General features: G+C 71.2%; 24 protein-coding genes and 4 pseudogenes. 16 read left to right on the top strand and 12 right to left on the bottom strand.

Going from position 1 to position 24,508, the window contains the following annotated elements; all coding sequences use genetic code 11:
- Positions 1 to 991 (top strand): hypothetical protein (locus AB0F11_RS27890; protein WP_362179192.1); only part of this gene is annotated, 991 nt, incomplete at its 5' end.
- A 94-nt stretch (positions 992 to 1,085) separates the two neighbouring features.
- On the opposite strand, the gene AB0F11_RS27885 is transcribed toward AB0F11_RS27890, so the two are convergent.
- Positions 1,086 to 1,868 carry a lysophospholipid acyltransferase family protein gene (locus AB0F11_RS27885; RefSeq protein ID WP_362179189.1) on the bottom strand — a complete coding sequence of 261 codons (783 nt, stop codon included), beginning with the start codon at positions 1,866 to 1,868 and terminating at the stop codon, positions 1,086 to 1,088.
- A gap of 688 nt (positions 1,869 to 2,556) precedes the next feature.
- Here AB0F11_RS27885 and AB0F11_RS27880 point away from each other — a divergent pair.
- Positions 2,557 to 2,745 carry a hypothetical protein gene (locus tag AB0F11_RS27880; protein ID WP_362179187.1) on the top strand — a complete coding sequence of 63 codons (189 nt, stop codon included), beginning with the start codon at positions 2,557 to 2,559 and terminating at the stop codon, positions 2,743 to 2,745.
- Between the two features lie 166 nt (positions 2,746 to 2,911).
- On the opposite strand, the pseudogene AB0F11_RS27875 reads toward AB0F11_RS27880, so the two are convergent.
- Positions 2,912 to 2,998, bottom strand: a pseudogene (locus AB0F11_RS27875) (hypothetical protein); the annotation flags it as partial.
- 629 nt (positions 2,999 to 3,627) lie between these two features.
- On the opposite strand from AB0F11_RS27875, the pseudogene AB0F11_RS27870 reads away from it, so the two are divergent.
- Positions 3,628 to 3,783, top strand: a pseudogene (locus AB0F11_RS27870) (IS481 family transposase); the annotation flags it as partial.
- Here the strand turns inward: AB0F11_RS27870 and AB0F11_RS27865 are convergent.
- Positions 3,780 to 4,217, bottom strand: a complete 438-nt coding sequence (locus tag AB0F11_RS27865; protein WP_362179184.1) for a hypothetical protein — start codon at positions 4,215 to 4,217, stop codon at positions 3,780 to 3,782. The pseudogene AB0F11_RS27870 and the gene AB0F11_RS27865 sit on opposite strands and share 4 nt — an antisense overlap.
- Positions 4,218 to 4,600: 383 nt before the next feature.
- Between AB0F11_RS27865 and AB0F11_RS27860 the strand changes: the two genes are divergently transcribed.
- From AB0F11_RS27860 to AB0F11_RS27830, 7 genes are all read left to right on the top strand, one after another.
- Positions 4,601 to 4,933, top strand: a complete 333-nt coding sequence (locus AB0F11_RS27860; protein WP_362179203.1) for a nuclear transport factor 2 family protein — start codon at positions 4,601 to 4,603, stop codon at positions 4,931 to 4,933.
- Positions 4,934 to 5,494: 561 nt separating this feature from the next.
- Positions 5,495 to 7,195 carry a hypothetical protein gene (locus AB0F11_RS27855; protein ID WP_362179182.1) on the top strand — a complete coding sequence of 567 codons (1,701 nt, stop codon included), beginning with the start codon at positions 5,495 to 5,497 and terminating at the stop codon, positions 7,193 to 7,195.
- A 113-nt stretch (positions 7,196 to 7,308) separates the two neighbouring features.
- Positions 7,309 to 8,316 carry a LuxR family transcriptional regulator gene (locus tag AB0F11_RS27850; RefSeq protein WP_362179179.1) on the top strand — a complete coding sequence of 336 codons (1,008 nt, stop codon included), beginning with the start codon at positions 7,309 to 7,311 and terminating at the stop codon, positions 8,314 to 8,316.
- 639 nt (positions 8,317 to 8,955) lie between these two features.
- Positions 8,956 to 9,912: an NADPH:quinone oxidoreductase family protein gene (locus tag AB0F11_RS27845; RefSeq protein WP_362179177.1), complete on the top strand. Its 957-nt coding sequence runs from the start codon at positions 8,956 to 8,958 to the stop codon at positions 9,910 to 9,912.
- A gap of 84 nt (positions 9,913 to 9,996) precedes the next feature.
- A complete protein-coding gene (locus tag AB0F11_RS27840; protein ID WP_362179174.1) occupies positions 9,997 to 10,185 on the top strand; it encodes a hydrophobic protein in 189 nt (62 codons plus the stop codon).
- Between the two features lie 395 nt (positions 10,186 to 10,580).
- Complete coding sequence (locus tag AB0F11_RS27835; RefSeq protein WP_362179201.1) at positions 10,581 to 11,324, top strand: helix-turn-helix domain-containing protein; 744 nt, start codon at positions 10,581 to 10,583, stop codon at positions 11,322 to 11,324.
- 49 nt (positions 11,325 to 11,373) lie between these two features.
- The gene (locus tag AB0F11_RS27830; RefSeq protein ID WP_362179172.1) at positions 11,374 to 12,282 is read left to right on the top strand and encodes a DMT family transporter; all 909 of its coding nucleotides are present in this window, start codon (positions 11,374 to 11,376) and stop codon (positions 12,280 to 12,282) included.
- 56 nt (positions 12,283 to 12,338) lie between these two features.
- On the opposite strand, the pseudogene AB0F11_RS27825 reads toward AB0F11_RS27830, so the two are convergent.
- Positions 12,339 to 12,401: pseudogene (locus AB0F11_RS27825) on the bottom strand (hypothetical protein); the annotation flags it as partial.
- Between the two features lie 410 nt (positions 12,402 to 12,811).
- Between AB0F11_RS27825 and AB0F11_RS27820 the strand changes: the two are divergent.
- Positions 12,812 to 12,967, top strand: coding sequence for a hypothetical protein (locus AB0F11_RS27820; protein WP_362179169.1), 156 nt, complete (start codon positions 12,812 to 12,814; stop codon positions 12,965 to 12,967).
- A 384-nt stretch (positions 12,968 to 13,351) separates the two neighbouring features.
- Here the strand turns inward: AB0F11_RS27820 and AB0F11_RS27815 are convergent, their stop codons facing one another.
- From AB0F11_RS27815 to AB0F11_RS27790, 6 genes are all read right to left on the bottom strand, one after another.
- Positions 13,352 to 13,843, bottom strand: coding sequence for a hypothetical protein (locus tag AB0F11_RS27815; RefSeq protein WP_362179166.1), 492 nt, complete (start codon positions 13,841 to 13,843; stop codon positions 13,352 to 13,354).
- Between the two features lie 583 nt (positions 13,844 to 14,426).
- Complete coding sequence (locus AB0F11_RS27810) at positions 14,427 to 14,567, bottom strand: hypothetical protein (RefSeq protein ID WP_362179164.1); 141 nt, start codon at positions 14,565 to 14,567, stop codon at positions 14,427 to 14,429.
- A gap of 285 nt (positions 14,568 to 14,852) precedes the next feature.
- Positions 14,853 to 15,578 (bottom strand): hypothetical protein, encoded by a 726-nt coding sequence (locus tag AB0F11_RS27805; protein WP_362179161.1) that lies wholly within the window; start codon positions 15,576 to 15,578, stop codon positions 14,853 to 14,855.
- A gap of 361 nt (positions 15,579 to 15,939) precedes the next feature.
- A complete protein-coding gene (locus AB0F11_RS27800) occupies positions 15,940 to 16,563 on the bottom strand; it encodes a hypothetical protein (protein WP_362179158.1) in 624 nt (207 codons plus the stop codon).
- Complete coding sequence (locus AB0F11_RS27795; protein WP_362179157.1) at positions 16,542 to 16,745, bottom strand: hypothetical protein; 204 nt, start codon at positions 16,743 to 16,745, stop codon at positions 16,542 to 16,544. Before AB0F11_RS27795 ends, AB0F11_RS27800 begins: the two co-directional genes overlap by 22 nt.
- Positions 16,745 to 16,987, bottom strand: a complete 243-nt coding sequence (locus AB0F11_RS27790) for a hypothetical protein (protein ID WP_362179154.1) — start codon at positions 16,985 to 16,987, stop codon at positions 16,745 to 16,747. The genes AB0F11_RS27795 and AB0F11_RS27790 overlap by 1 nt, the downstream gene beginning before the upstream one ends.
- Positions 16,988 to 17,558: 571 nt before the next feature.
- Between AB0F11_RS27790 and AB0F11_RS27785 the strand changes: the two genes are divergently transcribed.
- The 5 genes and pseudogenes from AB0F11_RS27785 (at position 17,559) to AB0F11_RS27765 (ending at position 21,744) form a co-directional block, all read left to right on the top strand.
- A complete protein-coding gene (locus tag AB0F11_RS27785; RefSeq protein WP_362179151.1) occupies positions 17,559 to 18,386 on the top strand; it encodes an MAB_1171c family putative transporter in 828 nt (275 codons plus the stop codon).
- Positions 18,387 to 19,030: 644 nt separating this feature from the next.
- Positions 19,031 to 20,158 carry a cell division protein ZapE gene (gene zapE / locus AB0F11_RS27780; RefSeq protein WP_362179148.1) on the top strand — a complete coding sequence of 376 codons (1,128 nt, stop codon included), beginning with the start codon at positions 19,031 to 19,033 and terminating at the stop codon, positions 20,156 to 20,158.
- Entirely contained in the window at positions 20,107 to 20,460 is a 354-nt protein-coding gene (gene zapE / locus AB0F11_RS27775) for an AFG1/ZapE family ATPase (protein WP_362179145.1), read from the top strand. Before zapE (AB0F11_RS27780) ends, zapE (AB0F11_RS27775) begins: the two co-directional genes overlap by 52 nt.
- Before the next feature lie 365 nt (positions 20,461 to 20,825).
- Positions 20,826 to 21,077, top strand: a pseudogene (locus tag AB0F11_RS27770) (helix-turn-helix domain-containing protein); the annotation flags it as partial.
- Between the two features lie 238 nt (positions 21,078 to 21,315).
- Entirely contained in the window at positions 21,316 to 21,744 is a 429-nt protein-coding gene (locus AB0F11_RS27765) for a transposase (RefSeq protein WP_362179142.1), read from the top strand.
- Positions 21,745 to 21,751: 7 nt separating this feature from the next.
- On the opposite strand, the gene AB0F11_RS27760 is transcribed toward AB0F11_RS27765, so the two are convergent.
- Positions 21,752 to 22,273: an amino acid transporter gene (locus AB0F11_RS27760; protein WP_362179139.1), complete on the bottom strand. Its 522-nt coding sequence runs from the start codon at positions 22,271 to 22,273 to the stop codon at positions 21,752 to 21,754.
- A gap of 128 nt (positions 22,274 to 22,401) precedes the next feature.
- On the bottom strand, positions 22,402 to 24,288 hold the full coding sequence (locus AB0F11_RS27755) for an AarF/UbiB family protein (protein WP_362179198.1): 1,887 nt from the start codon (positions 24,286 to 24,288) through the stop codon (positions 22,402 to 22,404).
- Positions 24,289 to 24,508 lie beyond the last annotated feature (220 nt).

Raw genomic sequence — 24,508 nt, 5'->3', positions numbered from 1 at the left:
CGCCCGCCGGGTGGTGGCGGGGGCGGCCGCGGCCGACGACACCCTGCTCAGCGAGGTGGTGCTCAGGACGGCCGGGGCCGCGGGCAGCCGCGCGTACGACGGCCGTGCGGCCGCCCTGAACCGGCGGCTCGCCCCCTTCCTGGCCGACCCCGATCCCGACCGCGGCTCCGTGGCCGCAGGCCTGGCCCGCAGCCGAGCGGCCGGACCCCTGGTACCCGCCGCCCGTACGCAGGCCGCGCCGCCGCCAGGGGACGGCCGGCCCGAGGAGGCGCTGGCCCACACCCTCGCCGTGGTCTCCGAGGCGGCCGTCACGACCGCCCTCCAAGCGCTCGCTCTCACCGCCGCGGGCGTTCCGGGCGCGGCAGGGAGCCCGGCCGGGGCCGTGGCGCTCGCGCTCGACCACTTCCCGCCGGTGGAAGCCGTCGTGCACCCGGTCCGCACGGGCTTCGTGTGGGACGGACTCGCCGTCGACGCGGGCACCGAGATCCTGGCCGCCCCCGGTTGGCTCCGGGACGCGGCGGACACCGCGGATGCCGGCGACAGCCCAGACGCCCCCCATCACGACGGGCCCTCGCCGCTCTGCGGATCGGCGACGGGCTGCACGGCCACCGCCTTCGCCGTCCGGGTCGCCGAGGAGACCGTCCGGTTCTTCACCGAGGCCGCCCGGCCGGCCCTGCTGTCCCCGGCCCTCGGCCCGGACCGCATGCCGTTCACCCTCGCCCCGCACACCCTGCTCGTCGCCCTCCCCGCCGTCGGCGCCGTCCCGCCCGCCGCGCGCGCCGCCACCCCGGCCTCGTACGCGGCCCTGGCCCGCGCCGACGCCGACCGCCTCGACCGGCACGCCCGCAGCCTCGCCGCGTGCGCCGCCGAAACGGGCTGGAACGGCGACGAGACCGGCGAACGCTTCCGGATGCACCTGCTGGAGCACGCGGAACGGTGCACCCGCGCCGCCTCCGACGTCCGCGCCGCCGCCCGCCGTCTCGCCGACTGAGGCGACGCCCGAGAGGACCCGGGCCCCGGGCCGGCCCCCCCCGGGGCCGTCCCCGGGGGGCCCACCGCGCAGGGAGCGCGAGGTCGTTGGCCGGCTACCGCGCGAGGGCGTTCCGCCGTTCCCGCTCCCGCTCGACCATGCCCTGGACGGTGTCCTGGACCTCGGCGCAGAGCCACCGGGCAGCCGCCGAGCGGGCGCCGAAGCCCCGGGGCCGTTCGGGCGGCGTGATCGGCTCACCGATGGTGATGAGCCACTTCGCCGGCAACGGGAAGGGCGAGGTCAGGGGGAAGTAGGGAAGGCCCAGGAGCTTCGCCAGCGCCGGCACCTCCCCGATCTTCGGTGAGGACTCCTCCGCCCCGATGACGCTGACCGGCACGATCGGCGCTCCGGTGTGCAGGGCCGCCACGGCGAAGCCCGGGTTGAACGGCTGCAGGTGGTAGCGCTCGCGGAACGGTTTCTCCAGCCCGGAGACCCCCTCCGGGAACACCGCGACCAGTTCACCGTCGCTCAGGCGCTGCATGGCCGCCCTCCCGTCGATGGGCACGGCGCCCTTCTTCGCGGCGTACGATCCCAGGACGGGAAGACGGAAGACGAACGGTGCGGCGAGCACGTACAGGGGGCGCTGCAGCGACCGGTGCAGGGCCTTCTGCACCACGAAGGCGTCCAGCCCCCAGGCTCCGGAGTGATTGGAGACGAGCACGGCCGGTCCGTCGGCGGGAATGTTCTCCAACCCCAGCACGTCCAGCCGGAACCAGTCGTCGATGAACCATTCGAGCAGGCGCTCCCAGGCGTCCTCGCCGACATCTCCGAGCAGCCTCCGCAGGAAGCGGAGCTCGCTCCCGGCGACCCCGATGACATCGGCCAAGCTCTCCGACACGAACGGTGCTCCTGTCTCGTGCGCTTCCACGTCCCTCACGCAGGGACCCTCACCACCAACGGAGCCGGAGGCCGTCTGATCACGGGAACTCCCCGAACCCGAAAATCGCTTCTTGGTTCGACCTCCGTCGCTGGCCGCGTCAGCCCGACCACACGCCGGACACCGGCGTCGGAGCCGCATGCCCGAAGCCCCGCCAAGGACCGGGAGACGGTCACCGCCGGGCCACGGTGCGGCACTTCGCCGGGCGCCCCTCACATCTGCCGGTTGGCGCAGTGTGCGAGGGGGTGGTGCATCATCGGCCCCGTAGGGGCGATTGCGTCTCATGCCCACCGGTGCGGGGAGGCTGGAAAGGGGGCGTCGGCGTGGACAGACCGGCGCTCGGCGGACACACTCCCCTGGCAAAGTCGGTCGGCCCCGGACAGGAGATGACACGTTGAGGACTTCCCGCGCACTCTTCGTTGCCGCAGCTGCTCTTCTTCCCGTGGCCCTGGGGGCGTCCCCGGCCCAGGCCGCCCTTGACTACGCCACCCCGGGGTCGTTTCCCTCAGACGCCATATGCATGTCCGTCACCAGTGGAAACGGGTGCTTCAGGAAGTACGGCGACCAGTTCTGGGTCCGGAACTGGGACGCTCCCGCCGTGAGTCTCGAAGTGCGGTGGGAGAACGATCTGTGGGACGGCAGTCGCTGGATGACCTACCGCACAGGGAGCTGCGGTGCCTATGAGCTGGACACCGGACAGTGGGGTGTCTGCAACAAGGACTTCTATGAAAACAGCAGCACCAACAAGTGGGGGTCCAAGGGCAGCAGGGTGCGGTGGCAGATCGTGGCGGGTACGACCTTCGGTCCCTGGTCCCCGTGGTACTTGAATGACGAGTGAGTCGGAGTGAGCGCCCTGCCGCGCGGGGGATTCGGGCGTCAGCGGGTGTACAGGAGGTCCAGGACGGCGGCCAGTGGGTCGTGAGGGCCGGCCGGTGCGGCAGCGGGGCCGGTTCCGTGGCGGCGCCGCCGGTCCGTACGCCGCGGTCGCCCGGCAAGTCCGCGCCGTGGGCCACCGCCTGCAGCCAGCCGGGCGCGTCGTCGTACCCGCGCAGGTCCGTCCCGGCCCGGTACCAGCGCTCGTAGGCGTCGACCCACTCCGGACGGAAGTCGCCCCTTGCCGACGAACGTGTCCTTGACCAGCCGACCGAACGTGCGGGCCTGGCGTGTCGAACCCCGCTCGCCCGAAGCGCGGACTTCGGCTGTCAGGCTCATACAGGGCATTGATCAAGGCTTCCAGAAGCCCGGTGTCGAACCTCGTGGCGGACCACTTCCCCGCCACACTTCCTGCGCTCACACTGCGCCCAGCCTCTGGGCCTCGAGATCGTCATGCCCCAATCACGTCAAGACACAGGCCGCGCCGCATGGAATCGGCAGATCCCTCTGGGCCGCGGGCAGCGTTCCAGGCATGTACGCGCAAACGCAAGCACCCTCAAGTGGCGCCTTCCTTACGTCTGCGACCCGGACTCCGGCGCGGGCGCTCAACGACGGTCTCCGGCCCGCGGTTTCGGCGAGCGGGTCGCCTGTCCGGGCGCCCCCAGGGGGTCCCCGGAACCGATCCGGAGCGGTGGCCCGAGCCGAGGAAGCCGGCCGGCTGACCGCTGCGGCTTCCTGCCTCGACGGCCCGCCGCCCTCCCGGCGCCGGGCCGTCGACCCAAGATGCAGCGCGTCCGCAACGGCACAGGTACTCGGCACCATCCCCGATGGCCCGCACCCTGCCGGAGAGTGGGCCTACCAGCGGCCCTACACCAGCACCAGCGAGCGGACAGCGGCCCTGGCAGACTTCCTCCACACCTGCAACCACCACCGCTGCCACACCGCACCGGGCGGACACCCACCCGCCACCCGCGTCAACAATCCTGCGGGGCAATACAACTAGGCCGGGAACGGGCCGTACAGGAAGCTGTAGAAGGCGTAGCTGCCGCTGACGTACAGCTTGTACTGGTCGGAGACGAGGTACGCGGGCCCGGCTCCGTAGTCGAGGGTGCACGTGTCCCTGTACCAGCCGTTCGCCGGCGACTGGATGGCGCAATTCCAGGAGTACCACCCTGCGGCCAGGTAGATGTGCCGGCCCGCGAACGTCTGGCCTCTGCCCTCGAGCGTCGAGGACCAGTCGTAGTATCCCGCGGCCAGGTAGATGCTCCGGCTCATGGGGGCGGACGCGCCCGCCGTCGGCGACGCGGTCAGGTACAGGGTTCGCGACAGCTGCGCCGTACCGATGTCGGTGGCACTCGACGGCGCGACGCTCACCGCGGATGCGGCGACCGCGGCGAGGAGGACTGCCAGCGAGCGCGAGAGGAAGCGTCCCCGCAATGACGGCCTTCGAACGAGCCTGAACATGGGTTCCCCCGATTTCTCTTGCCAGTATGGGTCGGCGGTCGCGCACGAGGCCGAGCGTCACGCCCGGGTCCTGCCGTTGGCAAGGCGACGCCGGACTGGCTACGAGCCGCTCCCCGGACCGTACCCTCGGACCCCCGACGAGGGTGGTTATGCCCTGCACAGCCTGCGCCGGGCCGAGGTTTCAGACGGCACACTCCGGCTCTACCAAGGCCTCTTGGTCCTCGTCCGAGCCGGTACGGCCGCCGCCAGACTGCACGCCATCACCGACGGAGCCCTGGCCTCGATCGTGGCCAGGCAAACCAAAACCTTCGAGCAAGCCAAGACTGAGGAACAGCGATGAGTGACGAACAGCAGCTCTGGAACGACTACGCCGCGCGGGGTCGGCCGACCCCGCCATACGACTCGCCGCACTCGGCTCGGTCGCGCTGGACGACGTCACCTACCGGACCCGGGACCCGGGAACCGAGATCGCCGGTCTGGCCGAACCGGACGCCTACATGAACGGGTTCGCGGCAGCGTTCCCCGGGCACCGCTTCCGTATCGAAGAGGTCTACGACCACCACGGCCGGTCGCCGGCCCGCTGGACCCGGATCGGCCCGGAAGGCAAGGTCTTCCTAACGGGCGTGAGCAGCGCCGTGCACCGCGACGGGCTACTCGCCGACGTGACCGGCTTCTTCCCCGCCGCCTGAGCGCTTCAGGCAGCCCCGCCGCGCACGCCCGTCGGTCACGCAGGCAAAAGGGCGCGCTCCTTGCCGACTGGCGGGGTCGCCCGCCCCGACTCCAATGGTGAGTCGCGCCGGTTCACGCACAGCCGGTACGCAACTCGTAGTCACTGCCGCACCGTCCCTGACCCCCTGCGCCGCGGGTATGTGGCAGGTGATCCACTGTAGTGCGCGTCATCACGGAAAGTCGGTCACGGGTCAAGTCGGGGCGCTCAATCCCAGGTAGATCGCGTGAGCGTTGCAGACCAGTAGATCCCAAGTGGCTTCCTACGCGGCGACGTAATACCCGCCCGTCCGTTCGCCACCCTGTGCGGCGATCTGCCGCGGCAGGCCGTCGGAAGGTCCCGCCGCCGAGCACCTGCGTCGCGCCGCAAAGGTGCAACGAGGTGCAACGACGTTGTCCGGCTTATGACTTGCGAGGGCTGCCGATTCGCGCCGGTGACACTGATCGGCCACCGCGCGGGGTTCGGATCCGGTAGAACGCGCTGCCGCAGCGAGTTCCCCGACTGGAGAGGACCCCCCATGCACGTGAGTCGTAGACACCAACGGCGCCCCGGCCGCGCCGCCGTGCGCGCCGCCGTGTGCGGGCTGCTGGTGGCGCTGGCCGGCGTATCCGGCGGGAGCCCGGCCGTGGCCGCCTCCGCCGACGCCGCCGGATGCCGGCCGCCCGCCCGGACGTACGCGGACCGCACCGGCGAGCGCGGCCACTGCCTGGCCGTCGCGCTGCATCTGTCCGAGGCGCCCGCCCTCGGCGGCACGGCGCGGCTCGACATCGAAGTGGGCACCGTCGGCGGCGCCACGGACGTACGCCTGGACGTCGAGCTCCCCGCAGGCCTGGAATGGGTGACCGCGCCCACGGGGCTCAGCACCTCCACGGCCGCCTCGCCCGTCCCCGTACAGGGCGGCCGCGTGCACCGGGCCGAGGGCGCCGGCCGGCCCGGACAGCAGCGCCCGTGGCGGCTGAGCGGCACCGTACGCACGGTCGCCGAGGGCCCGGCCGGCATCCGCGCCACCGCGACCTCGGCCTCCGACCCGGACGACACCGACGCGGGCAGCGTCTTCCTCACCGTCGGGGCACGGCAGTCGGCCTTCGGCATCCCGGTCGGCAGTGTCAGCGCCGTCGCCCCGGCCGCATCCGGTGCGAGCCGCGCCCGCCAGGGCCTCGACCACCGCCCCGCCGAACCGGCACCCGGCCCGGCGGCGCCGCAGGCCGCGGCGGGCACTGCCTGCGCGACGGGCTCGTGGAACTATGTCGACCACACCGGCGTCACCCGGGTCTCCGCCAACGCCCGTGTGGCCGTCTATGACGACGACGCGCGCGGCGCGGACGACCTCCTCGCCACCGGTGTCACGGGCGCCGACGGCGGCTTCACCCTCTGCTTCGACAACACCGACGAGGAGGGCGGCGGCCAGGACGTCTATGTCCAGTTCGCCACCGAGAACCAGCACTGGGTGATACGCAACGGCAAGTCCCGCCAGCCGTATCGTTTCGCCTCCCCGGTCCGCGCCAACGTACCCACCGGCTCCACCACCGACATCGGCGCCTTCCAGCCGGCCGACGCCGCCCTGATGCGCGGGGTCGAGGCCTTCGACACCGTCAACACCGGCTGGAACTGGAAGCCCGGCAGCTGCTGGGACGCCCGGGACACCACCTGCCGCCGGGGCCTGGTCAACTGGGCGCCGGACTCCACCGACGGCACGTACTACTCCCTCCAGGACAATTCCGTGCACCTGGCCGCCGAGGACCCCGACGCCCCCGTGCTCGTGCTGCACGAGTTCGGCCACGCGGTGATGGACGACGTCTATGAGGACGCCTTCCCCGCCTCCCCCAACTGCAGCCCGCACTACATCACCAAGGCCAGCTCGGCGGGGTGTGCCTGGACCGAGGGCTTCGCCACCTGGTTCGGCGTCGTGGCGCTCGGCGATCCCACCTTCCGCTGGCCCGGCGGCCGTACCCAGGACCTGGAGGGGCCGACCTGGGGCACCTCCGGCTGGGACAACGGCGATACGGTCGAGGGCCGGGTCCTCGGTGCGATGATCGACCTCTCCGACACCGCGAACGAGCCCGGTGACACCTGCGCGGAGAACCCGGCGGGTCCCCTGTGGAGCACCTTCCTCGGCCATGTCTCCGGCAGCTTCGGCCAGTTCTGGAGCCAGCGCGCCGCCGACGGCCACGACGTGGGTGCGGACCCCCTGTCCTGCCTGTACCACAACACGATCGACTACTGACCCGGACCGGAGCGGACCGCACCCGCGCCGGAAGCAGTCCCGTGCGGCCGCACCACCGGGCTTCTCGGCCGTGGTGGTGCGGCCCGCCGCACCACGTTGGTACCTTGCCGTCCATGGTGACGGGGGAAGTCGGCGAGGCCCTGCGAAGACTGGGCATCGGCGCCGTGGCGGTCCGGCTCTATCTGGCCCTGCTGGAGCTGGCGCCCGTACGACTGCCCGAGCTCGGCGCTGCCGCCGGCCTGGACCAGGCCGAACTGGTCGTCGCTTACGCCGAGTTGCTCGAAGCCGGGCTGGTCAGTGCCGCAGCCGGCGACGGCGAGGCGGTCGCCCCCCTGCCGCCCGCCGCCGGCCTGCAGTTACTCGGCCGCCTCCGGGCCGCCGAGCTCGACGCCTCGTGCCTCACCGTCGCCGGAGCCTTCGAAACCTTCCGCCGCCGCCGGCCGGCCGCGTTCAAGAACGACCTGGTCGAGGTCGTCACCGGGGAGGACATCGGGCCCCGCCTGCGCCAGGCCTGGGCGGGCGCCTACGGCCAGATCCGCCAATTCGACTCCCCGCCCTACTTCCCGATCCCCACCGCCACCGACGAAGCCCTCGCCACACTGGCGCGGGGCGTGACGCAGCGGGTGGTGTACTCCCGGGAGTCACTGGAGTACCCCGGCAACTTCAGCCGCAGCATAGAGCCGTGCATCGCCGCCGGGGAGCAGGCCAGGGTCGTGCACTCGGTCCCGGTGAAGCTGATCATCATCGACGACGCCTGCGCGCTGGTCTCCCTGTCGATCCACGAGGTCGACGTGCACCACACCCTGCTCATCGTCCGGCCGTGCGGGCTCTTCTCGGCGCTGGTGGCGCTGTTCGAGCAGACCTGGCAGAGCGCGCTGCCGCTGTACGCCTCCCGCACGCCGCCCGCGCGGGGCGCCGCCGCGCCATCGCAGCGTCCGCTGCCTGCCGACCGCCGCATGCTCGCCCTCCTCGCGGGCGGGGTGGCGGACGAGGACGTCGCACGCGAACTCGGCATCAGCCGCCGCACCCTGTTCCGCCGTGTGGAGGTCCTGATGGCCCGCTTGGGCGCCACGACCCGGTTCCAGCTCGCCCTCCAGGCGCAGCGCCGCGGTTGGCTGTGAGCCCTCGTATCTACTGGCGTGCACGGCTTCAAAGCGCCGGCGCCGATGCGCACCCGTCTTCCTGAGCGGTCGCGGTGTGCGGGCCATGCCCCTGCCGGGCAGGTGCCCATGCCACCGTCTCCCTCGGAGCGCCCGCCACCCACACGCCGACCGCCTCGCTGTCCAAAGCGCCGAGGCACTACGTACGGCTGCGGCCGCCGGCCCGCCGATCGAAGTCCTGGTCGACGTGGCGGGGGCCGGGGCGTATGCCGGCACCGACGCCGGGAAGCACTTCACCGCCCGGCCACCGGCCTGGGCGGCGGGCAGCTCAAGGCGGTTCCGGCCATCGCCGAGGACCTGTGGATCCTCCTGCACGAACAGGAGATACGGCACGACGGGGGCGGGCGCGCCGAGCAGCAGACCGGTTGCGGTCCAGCGACGGCGGTGACGCCCGAGGCGGCACTGTTCGCAGCACCGTTGACAGCGGAGAGAGGGTGTCACCCCGGGAGCCGGGACGCAGATTCGGACTCATGGCATGACGCAGCTCACATACTGAGCGGTTGGTAATCCTGCTTGCCTGATGAGAGCGTGGGCTCCGCGGAGGATCCGCGGGCCTCCGCGGGCATCACGCGGGGGCATGCCGGGAAGCGAGGAGCGACTGTGCGGGCGATACGCGTCACCGAATTCGGCGGGCCGGAAGTGCTGCGACTGGCGGAGGTCCCCGACCCCCGTCCGGAGCCCGGGCACCTGCTGATCGACGTCTCGACGGCCGGCGTCAACTACGCGGACACGCACGCGATCGAGGACTCGTACCTTTCCCGTTCCGTCCTTCCCGTGATCCCCGGCGGAGAGGTGGCCGGCAGGACGGAGGACGGCAGGAGGGTCGTCGCCCTCGCGGACAACTACGGCGGATACGCCGAGAAGGCGGTGGTGCGGGAAGACCTGGCGATCGACGTTCCCGAGTCGGTGAGCGACGGACAGGCCCTGTCCCTGATCGTGCAGGGTCTCACCGCCTGGCACCTTCTCCGTACGAGCGGACGCGTCGCCCCGGGCGAGTCGGTCGTCGTGCACGCCGCCGCCGGGGGTACCGGCTCACTCGCCGTCCAGCTCGCGAAGGCCTTCGGGGCAGGACGTGTCATCGCCACCGCCTCCACGCAGGAGAAGCGCGACCTCGCCCTTGCCCTGGGCGCGGACGTCGCGGTCGACGCCGACGCGGAGGGCCTGAAGGACCGGCTGGTGGAAGCCAACGGGGGCAGGAAGGTCGACGTCGTCCTCGAGATGACCGGCGGCCGGGTCTTCGAGGAGTCCCTCGCCGCCCTCGCGCCGTTCGGTCGGCTCGTCACCTACGGCATGGCCGGCCGGCAGGCCCCGGAGCCGGTCCACGCCGCTCAACTGATGGGCCGCTCCCGGGCGGTCGTCGGTTTCTGGCTGATGCATGCGATCGGCCGCCCCGGCATGTACCGGGAGCCGTTGTCCGAGCTGCTGCAGATGGTCGGGGACGGACGCCTCACGCCCCAGGTCGGTGGGGTCTACCCCCTCGCGGAGGCGGCACGCGCCCACGAAGACCTCCGAGCCCGCAGGACGGTCGGCAAGCTGGTGCTCGACACCTCCCGCTGAGTTCCGCCTCCGGTCCCCGGGGCCGTACACCGACTCGTCCCACCGGTGCCCGGGGCCCATCCCTGTTTGCCGCAGGGGCGGCAAGTGGCCGGGCGCACGGCGCTTCGGAGGTCGAGAACTGCGCGTCCCCTGCTTCTCGTTCTTCTGCTCGCCCTGGTCCTCTTCGGCGCCGGTTTCGCGGTGAAGATCCTCTGGTGGTTCGCCATCGCCGTTCTGCTCTTGTGGCTGATCGGATTCGTCGCCCGCCCGAAGGGCGGCAGCGGCCGCTGGTGACGGTCGTCGTGACGCAAGAGGGGACCTGCCCACGTCCACGACCGACGGCCGTCCCCCGGTCCCGGAATCCGACGGCGGGGCCGGCTGCCGCGAGGAGCCGGACACCAGGGGCGGCTCGGGCGCCCCGTTGGCCGGCCGACCTACGGATTCCGTGCCACCGGGTTCGGCCGCGCCCCGCTGGCCGGGACCGGGAGATCGACCACCAGCAATCCGGCGCCTGGGTCAGTGGACACCTGGCGCCCCTGACCGGCACAGCAGCCGCCCCCGAGACTCGCCCGACGCCTGGCGCATCCTGCGCCGGTTCACCCCCTGCGCTGAGCCCCATGAGCTGAGGTGAGAGGCTCAACCATTCGCCATTCAGCGAAGTTTTGCGGCACCCTGGGGGTATGAACGACATGCAGGCCGCAGGGCCGACCGCCGCCCGTGACGACACCGACGCACCCGACCCTGCGGCGCGCCTGGCCGCTCTCGCCGCGGCGCTGGCCGACGAGACCCGGGCCGCCATCTGCATGACGCTGCTGGAAGGGCGCGCCTGGACCGCGGGTGAGCTGGCGCGGATCACCTCGGTCGCGCCGTCCACCGTCAGCGGCCACCTGGCCCGGCTGCTCGACGCGGGCGTCTGTGTGACCGAGCGGCAGGGCCGCCACAGCTACGTGCGGATCGCCGACGCCGCGACGGCCCGCCTGCTGGACGAACTGGCATCGCACGCGATTCCGGGCCGGGACGCTGCGCACGCGGTGCCGGTGGTCTCCGCGCCCGACCCGCTGGCCCGCGCCCGCACCTGCTACGACCACTTCGCGGGGCGGTTCGGCATGGCGGTCACCGACGCAATGGAGCGGCGCGGCCTGCTGCGCACCGAGGGTGCCTTCCAGCTGACCGAGGCGGGGAGGGAGTGGTGCGGGCGGGCCGGCGTCGACCTCGCCCGCCACGGGCGCAGGCCGCTGGCGAGCTCATGCCTGGACTGGACGGAGCGGCGCCGCCACCTGGGCGGCCTGGTCGGGGCGCGGCTGTGCGCGCGGGCGCTGGGGGAGGGGTGGGTGGTGCGGCCGGAGGGCGGGGGGCGCGGGCTACGGGTGACCGAGACCGGGGAAGCGGCCTTCGAGGCCTTGCTGGGCATTGTTCCTGGCTCCTGGACTTGAGCCGAACATTTCGGTAGACGCCGAAATGTTCAGGGGGTAGGGTGCGGTGATGAAATCCCGCCTGACTCTGCTCTCGCCCCGCGCCCTCACGGTCGGCGCCGTCTGCTTCACGGTGTTCGCCTGGGCCTCCGCCTTCGTTTCCATCCGCAGCGCCGGTGCTGCCTACTCGCCCGGGGCCCTGGCACTCGGCAGGCTGCTGACCGCCTCCCTGGTGCTCGGCGCCCTGCTCCTGATACGCCGGGAAGGTCTGCCACCGCGAGGAGCCCGGCGCGGCATCCTGGTCTCCGGACTGGTGTGGTTCTGCGGCTACACGGTCGCGCTGAACTGGGGTGAACGGCTGGTCGACGCGGGAACGGCGTCCCTGCTCGTGAACACCGGGCCGATACTGATGGCGCTGCTCGCGGCCCGTCTGCTGGGCGAAGCGCTGCCGCCGCAGTTGCTGGCGGGCATGGGCGTGTCCTTCGTCGGCGCGGTGGTCGTCGGCCTGTCCATGTCCGGGGGCGGCTCCACATCGTGGCTCGGGGTCGTGCTGTGCCTGCTGGCCGCCGTGGCGTACGCGACCGGTGTCGTCGCGCAGAAGCCGGCGCTCTCCTTCGGAACCCCCCTGCAGATCACGGCGTACAGCTGCCTGACCGGCGCCGCGGCCTGTCTGCCCTTCGCCGGGCGCCTCGCGGCGGAAGTCCCCGAGGCGCCCCTGTCCGCCACGCTGAACCTGCTCTACCTGGGCGTGGTGCCGACCGCCCTCGCCTTCATCACGTGGAGCTACGCCCTGGCCCGGATGCCGGCCGGGAAGCTGGGCTCGACCACGTACGCCGTCCCGGCCGTCGTGGTGCTGCTGAGCTGGGCGTTCCTCGGCGAGGTGCCCGCCTGGCTGACACTGCTCGGCGGAGTGCTGTGCCTGGCCGGAGTAGGGGTGGCCCGGCACCGGCCCCGCTCGGCGACCCGCGTCGCGGCGTAGGCCGCGGGCCACCACGGCCGCCTGGCGGCCTGCGGGGTCCACGAACCGCTCAGGCCGGAGGCCGTGAACGAGCGGAAGTAGCGCCCACTCCCGGGTCCCTGTCGGCCACAGCCGCGCACGCCGAGGTGCGTGGTGCCGCAGGTCCTCCAGGTCGGCGTCGCGGTGTCTGCGCTGCCGGTCGTGGTACGTGCCGACTGTCAGAGCGTTCCGCGGATTTCTACGTTGTAGTCGTAGCCCCTGAAAGCCGGGGCGTAGAACTCCAACGTCACCGACTTCTGCCCGATGCCACCGTCCACCACCGTGGCCGTGGCTGGGCCTACCACGGCTGACCCGCCCCCAGCAGCGCCCGCTGCAGAGACCGACCCGGGGCTGCGTTCCCGGCCCGGTGCAGTCCTCGCCCGGGCGGGGTGTACGCCGTGGCGGGGCGGGTGGGGTGCAGTGTCGTTCCGGCGGTGAATCAACCGCCCGCAGGGGTGAACTGCCTGGTGGAGGCCTGTCACCGGGGCGGCGAGGGCGGTAGAACCGCCGCGTGGCGATCATGTTCGTACGGGCCGCCACCGCGGTCGCCGCTGCCCTCGCCCTGTTCCTGCCCGCCACCGCCGCGCACGCCGCTGAGGAGCCGGCCGCCCCACCGGGGTGGCGCAGGTCCTTCCGATCGGCGTGGCGGTTACCGCCCTGCCGGTAGCTTCCGAGGACCGTACCGGCTACAAGAGGACGTCGTTCAAGCACTGGAAGGCCGGTGCGAACGGCCAGGCCAACTGTCCTCGCTGGTCGCGGTCACGGTCCGCTCGAACCGCTCGAAGGCGGACCAGGACCCGGCGGAGTGGCTGCCGCCGTCGGCGGAGGCGTTGTGCCGGTACGGCGCGGAGTGGGCCGTGAGGCCCTCGACGTCAGGCTGTCGGCCTTCGCGGAGGAACTCACGGCCCGACTGACAGCCCCCACGTGGGTGATTGAGTGCGGCCCGGCACGCCGTCGCTGCTGGGCCGCTGCGGACGGGGACATGGGGCACGATCGTGCAGGGGCCGACCACCCCTCACCGAAACGCGGTCGCAACCCGCAAAGGACGCTTCTACCCGTTGTTGCGGGTCCACGCGCTCCAGCTCGAACATCCGAAAACGCCACACGCCCTCCACCGGACGCGGCTGCCGTAGCCACCGTAGGCATTCCGGCTGCTGTCCTCGTAGTAGTCCTTGTTGCAGACTCCCCAGTGGCCTTCACCCAGTTTGTTCTCGCACTGTCCATTGCGGTAGGGCTCCCAGCTGTCACCGTCCCACAGCTCGTTTTCCCACACCGCGATGGCGGCGTAAGGGGTGTCGGTATCCAGCACCCACCATTGGTCCCCATACGTGCGGAAGCATCCTCGGGCACCCTGCGGAGCGCTGAGGCAGGTGATGTCCGAGGGCGGAGTACCGGGCTGCGCTGTGTCGATTTCCGCGCTTACGGCCGTATAGGCCCTGTCGTTGTCCGTGCTCGCTTGTGCTGTACCCGTAAGGGGAACGGCGATCATGGCCGCAACGCCGACAGCGGCCGCGAAGAGTTTGCCCTGCATCTCGACCTCCATTGAGTCAAGCGACGAGTGCAGGAGAACATGAGTGTTATGGCTCGGAGGGGTGAGTCGTGCGGTTGCGGCCTGTTCGCGGCCCCCGTTGTCCTGCGGCGAAGTCTTGACACGCGGGGGGTGTGACGAGAGGGCGGTGCAGGGACACAACGACACAACCAAGGTATTTCCGCCGCTGGTTGCGGCCGGCATGGGCACGACCGGACATGCAGCGGACCCACCGCCCCGGACCGCCGGTTCACCGCGCGCCTCAGCCGTGGCCGGGGTTCTTGTGCGGGCTGTCGATCACGAGGGAACCGGGGTGCGCGGCGTTCGTTTCCGTGGTGATCTCGAAGACCGCGAGCTGCCAGAGCCGGTTCGGTTCGGTCGGCGCTCAGGCCCGGCGGTTGGCGTGGCGGGACGGCTGACCCGTACGGCACGCCGGATCGAGGAATGATCACGGTGGGAGCGGACAGGCGTCCGGCGGGCCGTCCGGCCGGCCCCGGTTGCGGCGGGCGCCCGTGTGCGTCTCGTGAGAGATCGTCACGCCAGCCCAGGTGGCACCACAACGCGCGCCGACGCAGGGCGGCGGCTGTTCGTGGGCAGGTCACGGGGAGACGTCCACGGGGAGCTCCTCCAAACGGGAGGGGTGTCCGGCCAGCCCCGTGGCCAGCAGTGCCGCCGTCACTCCGACCGCGATGGCCTCATCCGTCCACCGGGCCCGCCCACCGGCCTCGTCCGCCCCCATGTGTGCACTAGGGCGACACTCGGGCCGCGACCAGCACCGGTGGGGCCGGCCACCGCTTCGTCGGCCCGCCGCCGGAACACAGATCGCACGTGACCGGCCCGCACGTCAGCGCTATGGGAATACTCCGCAGCAGCGTGCGGGGCTGAGGGAATCCTTGATGGATCCCAGACGATGTGCGGTGCAGTTTTCCGACACCCATGACGACGACTACGTCGTTCCGACTGAGGTCGGCGCGGCTGGAGCCGGTCGTGGTGAAGTGGTTCGGTACCTGCTCGAGGGGCTGCTCTACGGGATGCGGATGTAGGTGCAGGTCGGCCCGCGCTGGGCGTGTGCGCTACATACGTCGTCGGTTCCGTCGCCTGCGTTGAGGGCGACGATGCTGATGCCCCCTGCTTGTGGCGGTAGTGCCATGGGCATGCTGACACGCTGTTCCACCGCGCCCTTGTCGTCAGGTCTGAGTTCACTCGAGTAGTCGTCGACCGAGTCTCGGACGGGCGTGGTCAAGTCGGCCCGCATGGGGGTCACGAACACCTGGACGGTGGCCCATGTCTCCACGCCCTTGGCGTGGACATCGAAATTCACTCGCAGGTGGGACCGTGGGCCATCGATCTTGACGTTGGTGATGGTGGGCCGTCCGTTCCCGCTGGCGGCCTTGGCCGCACCGATCACCGCCACGCTGAGTGCCACCATGTAGAAGATGACTCCGAGGACGAGAACGCCGGTCTCCCACAGGTTGCCCCGCCGTGTGGGGTGCACGAGCAGGGCGACGATGCTGCAGACGATGGCGAGGATGGCGCAGAGCGAGGCCACGTAGATCGGCCATGACTCGTTGTTGAGTGCGACGAACACGATGTCGCTGGACAGCCCTAGAGCCGTCATGATCCCGGCAACAGTGATCAGCGCACCGGCCAGGATCTTGGCGACGTCGTCCAGGCGCTTTCCGACCCTGGCCTCGATTTGTGCGGGCGTCGGCACAGGCTCTTGATCGTCGCCCATCTTCGGCACCCTCATTGCGGTCCTCCATGCTCACGTCCCATGCAGCCAGGTCGTGTACCCGCCGGGCATCCCGCACGGACACGGCCCCGGGAATGTACCGGGGTATTACCGGGGACTTCGAGGTTGGGCCACCTGGCGGCGAGCCGTCGTCCGAGCTTGGTTCCGCTCGTGACCTGACCCACAGCGGAGCCCGTCACGGCCCCGGTGGGCGGCATGGCCCGCGGGCAACACGGTGATCTGGCGGTGACGGCTGGACCGACGTCCGCGATCCTCGACATCGGCGTCTGCGCAAGGATCCTCACCCACATCGGCACCCACACCCATGTCGCGGACGTCGGACTTTCCACGTCGTGCCCGCACCTCCGCCTACGGCCGGTCATTCACCCGACCTCGGTGCGAAGGCCCGCACCTTGGCAGTTCTGGCCGCCCCCGTCCTGGCCCGCGCCGGCTGCGGCCCTTCCCTGTCGACGTCTCCACCCCCTACGGGCCGTCCCTTGGCGCGACCGCCACCGCGGTGCTCCTGGCCGCCCGGATCCCGGGGGGAGTGTCTGAGCACCAGCCCGAGCATCGAGCCGGAGGTCACCGAGATGCTCCGCTTCCTCGCCGAGCGCGGTGTCCGCAGCGCCTGGAGCGACGACGGCCTCCACATCAACGGCGCCGACCGGATCGAGGGCGGCGAGTTCACGGGCGCCGGAGAGCGGATCGAAGCCTCAACCATGATCATGGCGGCGGCCGTGACCGGCGGCGCCACGGCATCACCCTGCCCGAGCTCCCCGCTGCCCAGCGCCAGCTCTTCGCCGACGCGGGCCTCATCCTCACCTCCCGCGACGGTGGCATCCGGGCCGCCGTCGGGCCGGACGGCCTGTGCGCGGTACGCGCCCGGACCGGCCGGCACCCCTGCCTGCCCACTGACAGCGCCCCGCAGCTCGCCGCGCTCCTCACCCAAGCGACCGGAACCAGCCACGCCTTCGAGGCCGTCTACCCCCAGCGCGACACCCACGTCGCACTCCTGCGCGCCTTCGGCGCCGACATCACCTGTACCGGACAGGACATCCGCATGTTGTGCTCGTCGACCAGGCGGACGGTCGTGCCCGACAGGCCCACCACCGTGTGGACTTGCCCCTCGAACCGGACGCGGTCACCCACCCTCAGCCCACCCTTGGGCCGCTCGTGCTCGGTCATCAGCCCTCCACCCGGCTCACCAAAGAGTGATCACCCCAGGGGCGCGACAGGTCCGTCGTCAGCCGCCCGCACCACAGCAGATGAAAGGCGACCGGCAGGACGAGGATTGGGTCACCGACCTGTGCCGCCTGGCCCACCAGCCGGGCCTCCGCGAACCGCGGATGGCGAAACCCGGCAAGCCACCGCAGGTTCGCCACCCGCACCCGATCGATCTCGCCGACGAGCCGGAAGTCCCACCCCACCGCCTCGCACGCGCCTCGCCGGTCGCCGGGCACCTGGCCCCGGCCCGTCCCGGGCACCCCTGGGCCGGGGTCACGTTCGCTTCGGCGTGGGGGGGGCCGCGAGGTCCTCAACGTCGCGCTGGTGTGCCCGGGGCTGGAGGCGGAGTTCGGCGCCGATCGGGCTGTGGACCGGGGTGTGTTCCGGCACCCGTTCCGGTTCAAGCGGGCGCGCCTGGGCGTGTCGGTGGACGGCGTGCCCCGGTTCGGGGTGGGGGTGGCCGCGGCTGCTGGTTGAGTGCGTGGCGCCGGCGGGTGTGGGTGCAGGGGCGTTTTGGCGCACATCCCCGGGGCCGTCGTCTTTCCGGCGGGCGCGATCGCCGAGGACCGGACCTTTACCTCATGGAAAGCAGCACCGGCCAGGACCGCGCGGTCGAGACCGGCCCGCTGCAGGTGTCGGTTCGGCCATGCCGTGCCTGCAGGTATGGGTGCGGACCTTGGGCACGTCTGGTAGAGGTAGACCCAGCGCGGGTGTTCCAAGGACGATGAGGAAGGAGCGCTCGGGGGTGGACGTTCTTCAGCCGCAGGCCGTCGTGTGCTCCTATTGCAAAGCGCGTCCCGCTGCCGGTGCCGTGCGCACTTTGGAGGCCTGGGAAGGACGCCTGACGGTCACCTGGCACGACAAGAGGTGCCCGCACCACCTGGCCGACCGGGTGCTGGCCGGCAAAGAGCCCTGACCGCCGGGCTGAGCCGACGCCATGGGCCGGCGACGGGCCGCGACGCCCCTGCCGGCGCTGCGGGTTCCTCGCCTGCTGGGCAGCGGCAGCAGCCGGCGCCGGCCGTCGGCCTGGCCACGCTCATACTCGTCATCTGTGGCATGACCCTCACCGCCTGGGGGGACCGGATCACCGCCCCCCTACGCCGCCTGCGCTCCCACCGCGACCTACGCCGCACGGCGCCGCTCTGGGCGGCCCTGTACGCCGTCCGCCCCGAGATCGCCCTGGAGCCGCCCGTCGGCCTCTCCGGAGACCCCGAATTCGCCCTGTACCGGCGGGTCATCGAGATCCGCGACGGGCAGCTTGCCCTCCCCGTACACCTCCACCCCAGGGTGCCCGAATGGGCCGCCGACGCCTGCCGCGCTGCCCGGCTCGACGAGCGGCGTACCGCGGCGACCATCGAGGCCGCCGTCCTCACGGCCGCCCTGGAGGCCGCAGCCGCCGGCCGGCGCTACCCGTACCCCGCCACCCCCGGCCACGCCCCGCCCGCCACACCGCCCGACCTCCATACCGAGAGCTCCCGGCTCACCCTCGTCGCCGACGCGTTCATCCACTGCCCGATCGTCGCGGGCATCCGCCGGCGGGTCCGGGCCGACCTACATGCCGGGCCGGTGCCGGGGAATGCGCACCCTGCGGAACCCACATGATCCGCCTCAGGCCATTTTCCCCTCGCACGTGGTGCTCCCGCGCCTGCCGGCAGAGGGCAGCTCGCTGGAGAGCAGAGCTCCGCGACCGCACATCGGACCACGACCGTGGCCCAACTCCACCGGCACCCATGTGCCCAGTGACCCACCTTGAATGGCACAAAGAGACGTCGCCCCGACCTCGACGGCAAACCGTCCGCCTTCGCGCAGGGGTGTCACCGTGCCGCAGTCGCGCCCGAGGCTGCCGCTGACGGCCCCGCTGCGCCCCTCGGATGGATGATGCGGTGGCTCTCCCGCTGGGCTGCCTCGGGCTGTCTTGGCCGACCCCGGAAGAGGAACGGGGGTGGCCGGGAGGAGGCTTGGACGATGGTGCCCAGGCCGCCGGTGGAGCCGATGCTGGCGCGGGCAGCGGGCAGCGGGCAGCGGGCAGCGGGCAGCGGGCGGCGGGAAGCCGTGCCGGGCCCGGCTGCGGTGCGGGCTGGGGTGGCGCACGAGCAGAAGCTGGACGGGCACCGGGCGCTGCTGTTCACCCCCAATCGACCGGGGCGGCGCCGTGCTGGTGCAGACCCGCCGCGGGTCGCTGGTCCAGGACCGGTGGCCCGACCTGGTGGCGGCCGCCGAGCACCTGCCGCACGTCTTGGTCCTCGATGGCGAACTGGTCGTCTGGGACATCGCGGCGGGGGCGGCTGTCGTTCGAGGCGTTGCAGCGCCGGACCGCCGCCCCCGTCCGCGCCGCCCTCGGCCTGGCGGGCCGGTGGTCGGCCTACTTCGTGGCGTTCGACGTCCTACAGCTCGATGGCCAGGAGCTGCTCGCGCGCCCGTATGCGACGCGGCGCGCTCTGTGGGAGGAGCTGTTCACTGCCCGCGCTTTGAAGGCTCCGTGGACGTGGTGCCCGATGACGACGGACCTGGCCAAGGCCCGGGAGTGGCTGGAGTCCCGGACGGATGTGTCAGGAGTGGAGGGAGTCGTGGTCAAGCCTCTGAACAGCCGCTATATGGCCGGGTATCGCGGGTGGACCGAGATCCGCCCACGGGAGACCACAGAGGCGATCATCGGCGCCGTCACCGCCACGCTGACCCGTCCCGGGCTGCTCGTCCTCGGCCGCTACGACCGGCAGCACCGGCTGCGTGCGGTCGGCCGGACCGCCACCCTGCGCCCGGACGTCTCCCGCCAGGTTGGGGTGTACCTGTGGGGGCCGGTGGGGCGTGGCAAGAGCTGGTTGTCCGACACGCTGTTCGACATGGTGCGCGCGGAGAAGCAGCGTGTGCACTTCCACGAGTTCTTCCGCGGGTTCCACACCGCGTACGCCCGGCACAGGCACGAACCGCGGGCCGGTGAACGTGCCGTGGCGGAACTCCTCGGAGACTGCCGGTTCCTGTTCTTCGACGAGTTCCACGTGCACGACGCCGGCGACGCGATGCTGATGGGCCGGGTCGTGAGCGGACTGTTCGAGCGCGGAACGACTCTGCTGGCCACCTCCAACTACCCGCCGTCCGGGCCATTCCCCAATCTGACATTCCACCATATGTTCGAGCCGACGATCGGGCTGCTCGAACGGTCCCTGGACATAGTCGAGATCCCCGACGGCCCCGACTACCGCGTGTCCGGAGTCTCGACCCGCCCATGTTCCGGCTTCTCCGGTGGCCGCTACCTCTGGCCGGGAGGCACATCCGAACGCGCGGATCGGCCCCGACCCTGCCGGCTTCTGGCGAGGAACGGACCGTGCCGGTGGGACGCGGACACGTCCGGGCCCTCGCCGTACGGGACGACATGATCTGGTTCGACTTCGCCTACCTGTGCGACCGGCCCCTCTCGACCATCGACTACCTCACCCTCGCCGACACCCACCGCCGCTGGACGATCTCCGGGCTGCCCCGCCTCGCCGAGGCCGGCCCCGACGCGGCACGGCGCTTCGCCAACCTCGTCGACGTACTCGTTGACCGCGACGTACACCTCACCCTCGTCGGCCGCACCTCTCTGACCGACACCCTGCACGGCGCCGGCCTGCCACCAGACATCGGCCGCACAGCCAGCCGCCTCGCACTCCTCCAGCAGGAAACTGTCACCACTACGTGAAGTCCCCAAAGCCGTTGCCCGGTAGCGATGCCCGGGGTGTGGGGTGTTCCCACCGGTTGTAGTCGGTCACCGTCCCGCACTGGTCTCGGCGCGTTCGGCTTCTTTGTGATCAGGGCTTTGTGGCAGGCCGGCAGGCCGCGGGTCTGGAGCAGCTTGAGCTAGTGGCTCGTCTCGATTGGTCGGCTGGGTAATTGATCCGTCGTGCCTGAAGCGGCCGGCTGTCTCCAGTTGTGATCACGGAGGTGGTCGTGGGGCGTCGTCCGGAGGTGTTCGTCCGGCCGGTCGGTCTGGAGGAGGGGCGGCGGCTCCAGCGGATCAGCCGGACGGCGAAGGATCCGGTGAGGCTGCGGCGGGCGATCGTGGTGATGATGTCCGCGCAGGGCCAGTCAGTGCCGGACATCACCTCGCTGATGCAGGTCAGCGCCGACTGTGTGCGTGATGTGATCCACGCGTTCAACGAGCGGGAGTTCGACGCACTGGACCCAAAATGGAGCGGGGGACGCCCCAGGACGATCAATAGCCGGGTGCGCGAGCACATCTGCCTGATCGCGCGGGCGTCCCCCGCTGACTGGGGACTGGCCGGCCTGTCCACTTGGAGCCTGGCCAAGCTGGCCGAGCATCTGGTCAAGCAGCAGGTCGTTTCCACGCTCAGCCGCGAGACGCTGCGCCGGATACTGCGCGAGGGCAAGGTCACCTGGAAGAGGACGACCACCTGGAAGCCCTCGAACGACCCGGACTTCATCGCCAAGATGCACCGGATCCTGCCCCTCTACGATGCCCCGCAAGGGCAAGGCATGTGGACCGGTCCGCTCACCGCGCCGGCTGCCGGCGACCTACAACCGGTACAACGGGGTCATGCACAGGCTCGCGGCCCTCGACCTGGCCACCGGCGAGATCTACTACCGCATCCGCAAGAGGAAGCGCTGGCGCGAGTTCCTCGGCCTGCTCAAAGCCCTGCGGGCACGTTGGCTCAGAAAGAAGCTGTACGTCGTGCTGGACAACTTCTCCCCGCACAAGCATCCCAACGTCCGGGCGTGGACAGCGGCCCACGACATCGAGCTGGTCTTCCTGCCGACCTACGGATCCTGGCTGAACTGGATCGAGTCCGAGTTCGCGGCTCTGCGCTACTTCGCCCTCAACGGCACCGACCACCGCAGCCACACCGAGCAGAACGCCGCCATCGCCGCCTACGTCTGCCGCCGCAACGTCAGGGCCGAACCCAAGACCCGGTTCGCTCCCGACTCGCCCATACGGGAATGGACCGAAAACCCCACAGCGGCGTGATCCCTCCCTACCGCGCCGGGAACTCCTGCTCGGGCAGGAGGTCCACACCGAACCGATCACGCAAGGCCGTGATGTCCCGGCGGTCCTCGTCATCGAGCTCGTACCCCGTGTGACACGCCACCTGGCCCTGCGCGGTCAGGCACCGCACCGGCTCGCCCCGAAGGATCCCGGCCCCGCCGAACCAGGCGGCTTCGTACACCCACACCTCGCCGTTCTCCATCGTGTAGTTGCCGTTGCCCTCCCCGTCGAACACCACGGGATGGACATCGACGCTTCTTTTTTCCTGATCACGCAGGACGAAGCACGAGGAAAGGCGACCCTTCGCAACGGCGAAGCCCAGGCCCCGCAGGGCCTGGACTGCGTCCTCAGCCTGGTCTACCCGCAAGATCAGATCGACATCCTTGGGTGGACGGGTCTGCTCACCGAGGAGAGCATCAACTCCCCAGCGGCCGTCCCCGAGCCACACCTCCACACCCTGCGTCTCCAGAGCCCTGATCACAGCCAACGCGGTTGCAGCATCCATCATCATCACGCCAGTATCGCCACAAAACGGATGGCTGCCGCGAGATTTACCTGGTCAACGCTCTGCGACAAGCCACTAGGTGGCTCGGGCAGTGCCAGTGCTGTGGGAACGGGCACGGAGGTCGGCGCGTCGCGTCATTCCATGGGCCGGCTGGTGACAAAGAGGGTACGGAGGACGATGGCGGCGGAGAGAATCAGGAGGTTGAAGCCGGTCAGCCCGTAGAGTCCGAGGCTCTCGCTCACGCGCGGCCCGCCGTCCATTTCCAGGAGTTGGAGGCCCGCGAACCCGAGGAAGATCCCGACGAAGGCGTGCACCATCCGCCCGACCAGCTCGCCGACGACCCGCCGATCGCGGGGGTCGGCGAAGAGCCGCACATTGAGCCCGAGCCGACCTTCCTCGAGCGCACCGCCGAGGCGGTCGAGGCGGCGGGGCAGCCGTCGAAGGACAGGCAGCAGCGCGATCAGTTCGTCGCGGGCCGTGTCACGGGCACTGCGCGGTCCCAGCCGGTCCGTGAGCCGGGCTGAGGCGTACGTACGGGACGCCTCCAGCATGTTGAATCCGGGGGAGAGGCGGACCAGCGTGCCTTCCAGGGTTGCCAGGGCCCGGAACACGGCCGCGACCTCCGGCGGAACCGCCAGCCGGAAGTCCGCCACCAGCCGGAACAGATCGCTGAACATCTCCACGTCGGGCGCGGACCCGTGCCCCAGATGACGGGCGCTGAACTGCCCGAGCGCACGCAGCAGCCGCTGTTCGTCGACCTCCTCGGGACGGCCGGTGATCTCCAGGAGGGCCTCGCGCAGGGCAAGCGGATCGCCGCGGTCGACGGCGAGGAAGAGGCCGCCCATCGCCTCGCGGAGCCCGGAGTCGATCCGGCCGACGGATCCGAAGTCGAGCAGGGCAGCAGTGCCGTCCGGCTGGAGCAGGATGTTGCCGGGGTGTGGATCGGCGTGGAAGATGCCGTCCAGCATGATCTGGTTGAGCAGCGCGGTGAGCAGGGTCTCGGCCAGCTTTGTGCCGTGCCGCTGGTCGTCGGGGACGGCCTTGCCGAGCGAGGAACCCTCGACCCGGCTCATGACGAGGACACGCTCTGTGCTGAACTGCCCGTACAGGACGGGGATGGCGATGCTGGAGTCGCCGCGGGCCTCGGCGGCCTGGCGCACCAAGGTCATGTTGCGAGCCTCGACGCGGAAGTCTAGCTCCTCGCGCAGCGCGACGGCGAAGCCCTGCGCCAGGTCGTTCAGCCCCAGACCGCGCCCCCAGGCGGTGCGGTCGCTCAGAGCCGACGCCAGGCGCCCGACGATGTCCAGATCGCGCTCCACGAGTTCCGGTATCCCGGGCCGCTGCACCTTGACGACGACCTCGGTGCCGTCATGCAGGACGGCCGCGTGCACCTGCGCGACAGAGGCCGCCGCCAGCGGGACCCGCTCGAACGTGGCGAACACGTCCCGCACCGGCGCTCCCAGGCTTTCCTGAAGCTGTGTCTCGACCTCGCTCCACGGCGCGGGCGGCACTTGGTCCTGAAGGAGACTGAGCTCCTCGGCGTACACCTCGGGCAGCAGGTCCCGCCGGGTCGACATCAGCTGCCCCAGCTTCACGAACGTGGTCCCGCCCGCCTGCAACGCCTGTCGCAACTCCCGCGCCAGCAACTCGTGCCGCACCCCGGGCGCGCGCCGCCGGCCCCGCAGATACGGCCCGAGCCCGTGCCGGCCGGCGATGCGCAACACCGTGGAGTATCGCCGCGCCCGCGCGATCCGCCACCGCACCGACTGCGCCCAGCCGAGCGGCCGTACGGCGCCCATGGGCACCACGATGTCCAGCGCGACGAGAACCACCATCGAGGCGAGCATCCCCACCCCGACCATCAAGGACAGCAGCGGCGCGAGCTCGCCCGACTCCTCCAGCCGGGGCCCGAACAACCCTCCGGACACCGCGAGTCCGCACGCCCCCGCGGTCGCGACCCGCACCGCCCCGGCCCGCACCCCCAGCAGTCGACGCCCCACCACCGCAGGGGCCACCACCACAAGCAAGAAGACAAGCGTCCCGACCAACGCACCAGTAATCCACATGACGCCATTCAACAGCACATGCGTGCGATTCTCCGCGCCTGACGATCCGGCCAAGTCACCGCGCACGGCCGTGACTTGACGGTCGGGGCGCCGGGGCCGACGTGCCCCCAACCAGCCAACCGTCCGCTACGGCACCTGTCCGTCCTGGACATCGTCTGGCTCTGCTAGGCAGTTT

The organism is Streptomyces sp. NPDC032472, assembly GCF_040636955.1.
GTDB lineage: Bacteria > Actinomycetota > Actinomycetes > Streptomycetales > Streptomycetaceae > Streptomyces.
This window is presented reverse-complemented; position numbering and strand designations above follow the sequence as displayed.

Excerpts from the sequence above, each read along its gene's own strand:
- AB0F11_RS27880 (WP_362179187.1), top strand. The coding sequence starts at position 2,557 with ATGACCTACCGCACAGGGAGCTGCGGTGCCTATGAGCTGGACACCGGA.
- AB0F11_RS27850 (WP_362179179.1), top strand. The coding sequence starts at position 7,309 with ATGGTGACGGGGGAAGTCGGCGAGGCCCTGCGAAGACTGGGCATCGGC.
- AB0F11_RS27835 (WP_362179201.1), top strand. The coding sequence starts at position 10,581 with ATGCAGGCCGCAGGGCCGACCGCCGCCCGTGACGACACCGACGCACCC.
- AB0F11_RS27830 (WP_362179172.1), top strand. The coding sequence starts at position 11,374 with ATGAAATCCCGCCTGACTCTGCTCTCGCCCCGCGCCCTCACGGTCGGC.
- AB0F11_RS27815 (WP_362179166.1), bottom strand. The coding sequence starts at position 13,843 with ATGGAGGTCGAGATGCAGGGCAAACTCTTCGCGGCCGCTGTCGGCGTT.
- AB0F11_RS27810 (WP_362179164.1), bottom strand. The coding sequence starts at position 14,567 with ATGGGGGCGGACGAGGCCGGTGGGCGGGCCCGGTGGACGGATGAGGCC.
- AB0F11_RS27805 (WP_362179161.1), bottom strand. The coding sequence starts at position 15,578 with ATGAGGGTGCCGAAGATGGGCGACGATCAAGAGCCTGTGCCGACGCCC.
- AB0F11_RS27795 (WP_362179157.1), bottom strand. The coding sequence starts at position 16,745 with ATGACCGAGCACGAGCGGCCCAAGGGTGGGCTGAGGGTGGGTGACCGC.
- zapE (WP_362179148.1), top strand. The coding sequence starts at position 19,031 with ATGGCGAACTGGTCGTCTGGGACATCGCGGCGGGGGCGGCTGTCGTTC.
- AB0F11_RS27765 (WP_362179142.1), top strand. The coding sequence starts at position 21,316 with ATGCACAGGCTCGCGGCCCTCGACCTGGCCACCGGCGAGATCTACTAC.
- AB0F11_RS27760 (WP_362179139.1), bottom strand. The coding sequence starts at position 22,273 with ATGATGATGGATGCTGCAACCGCGTTGGCTGTGATCAGGGCTCTGGAG.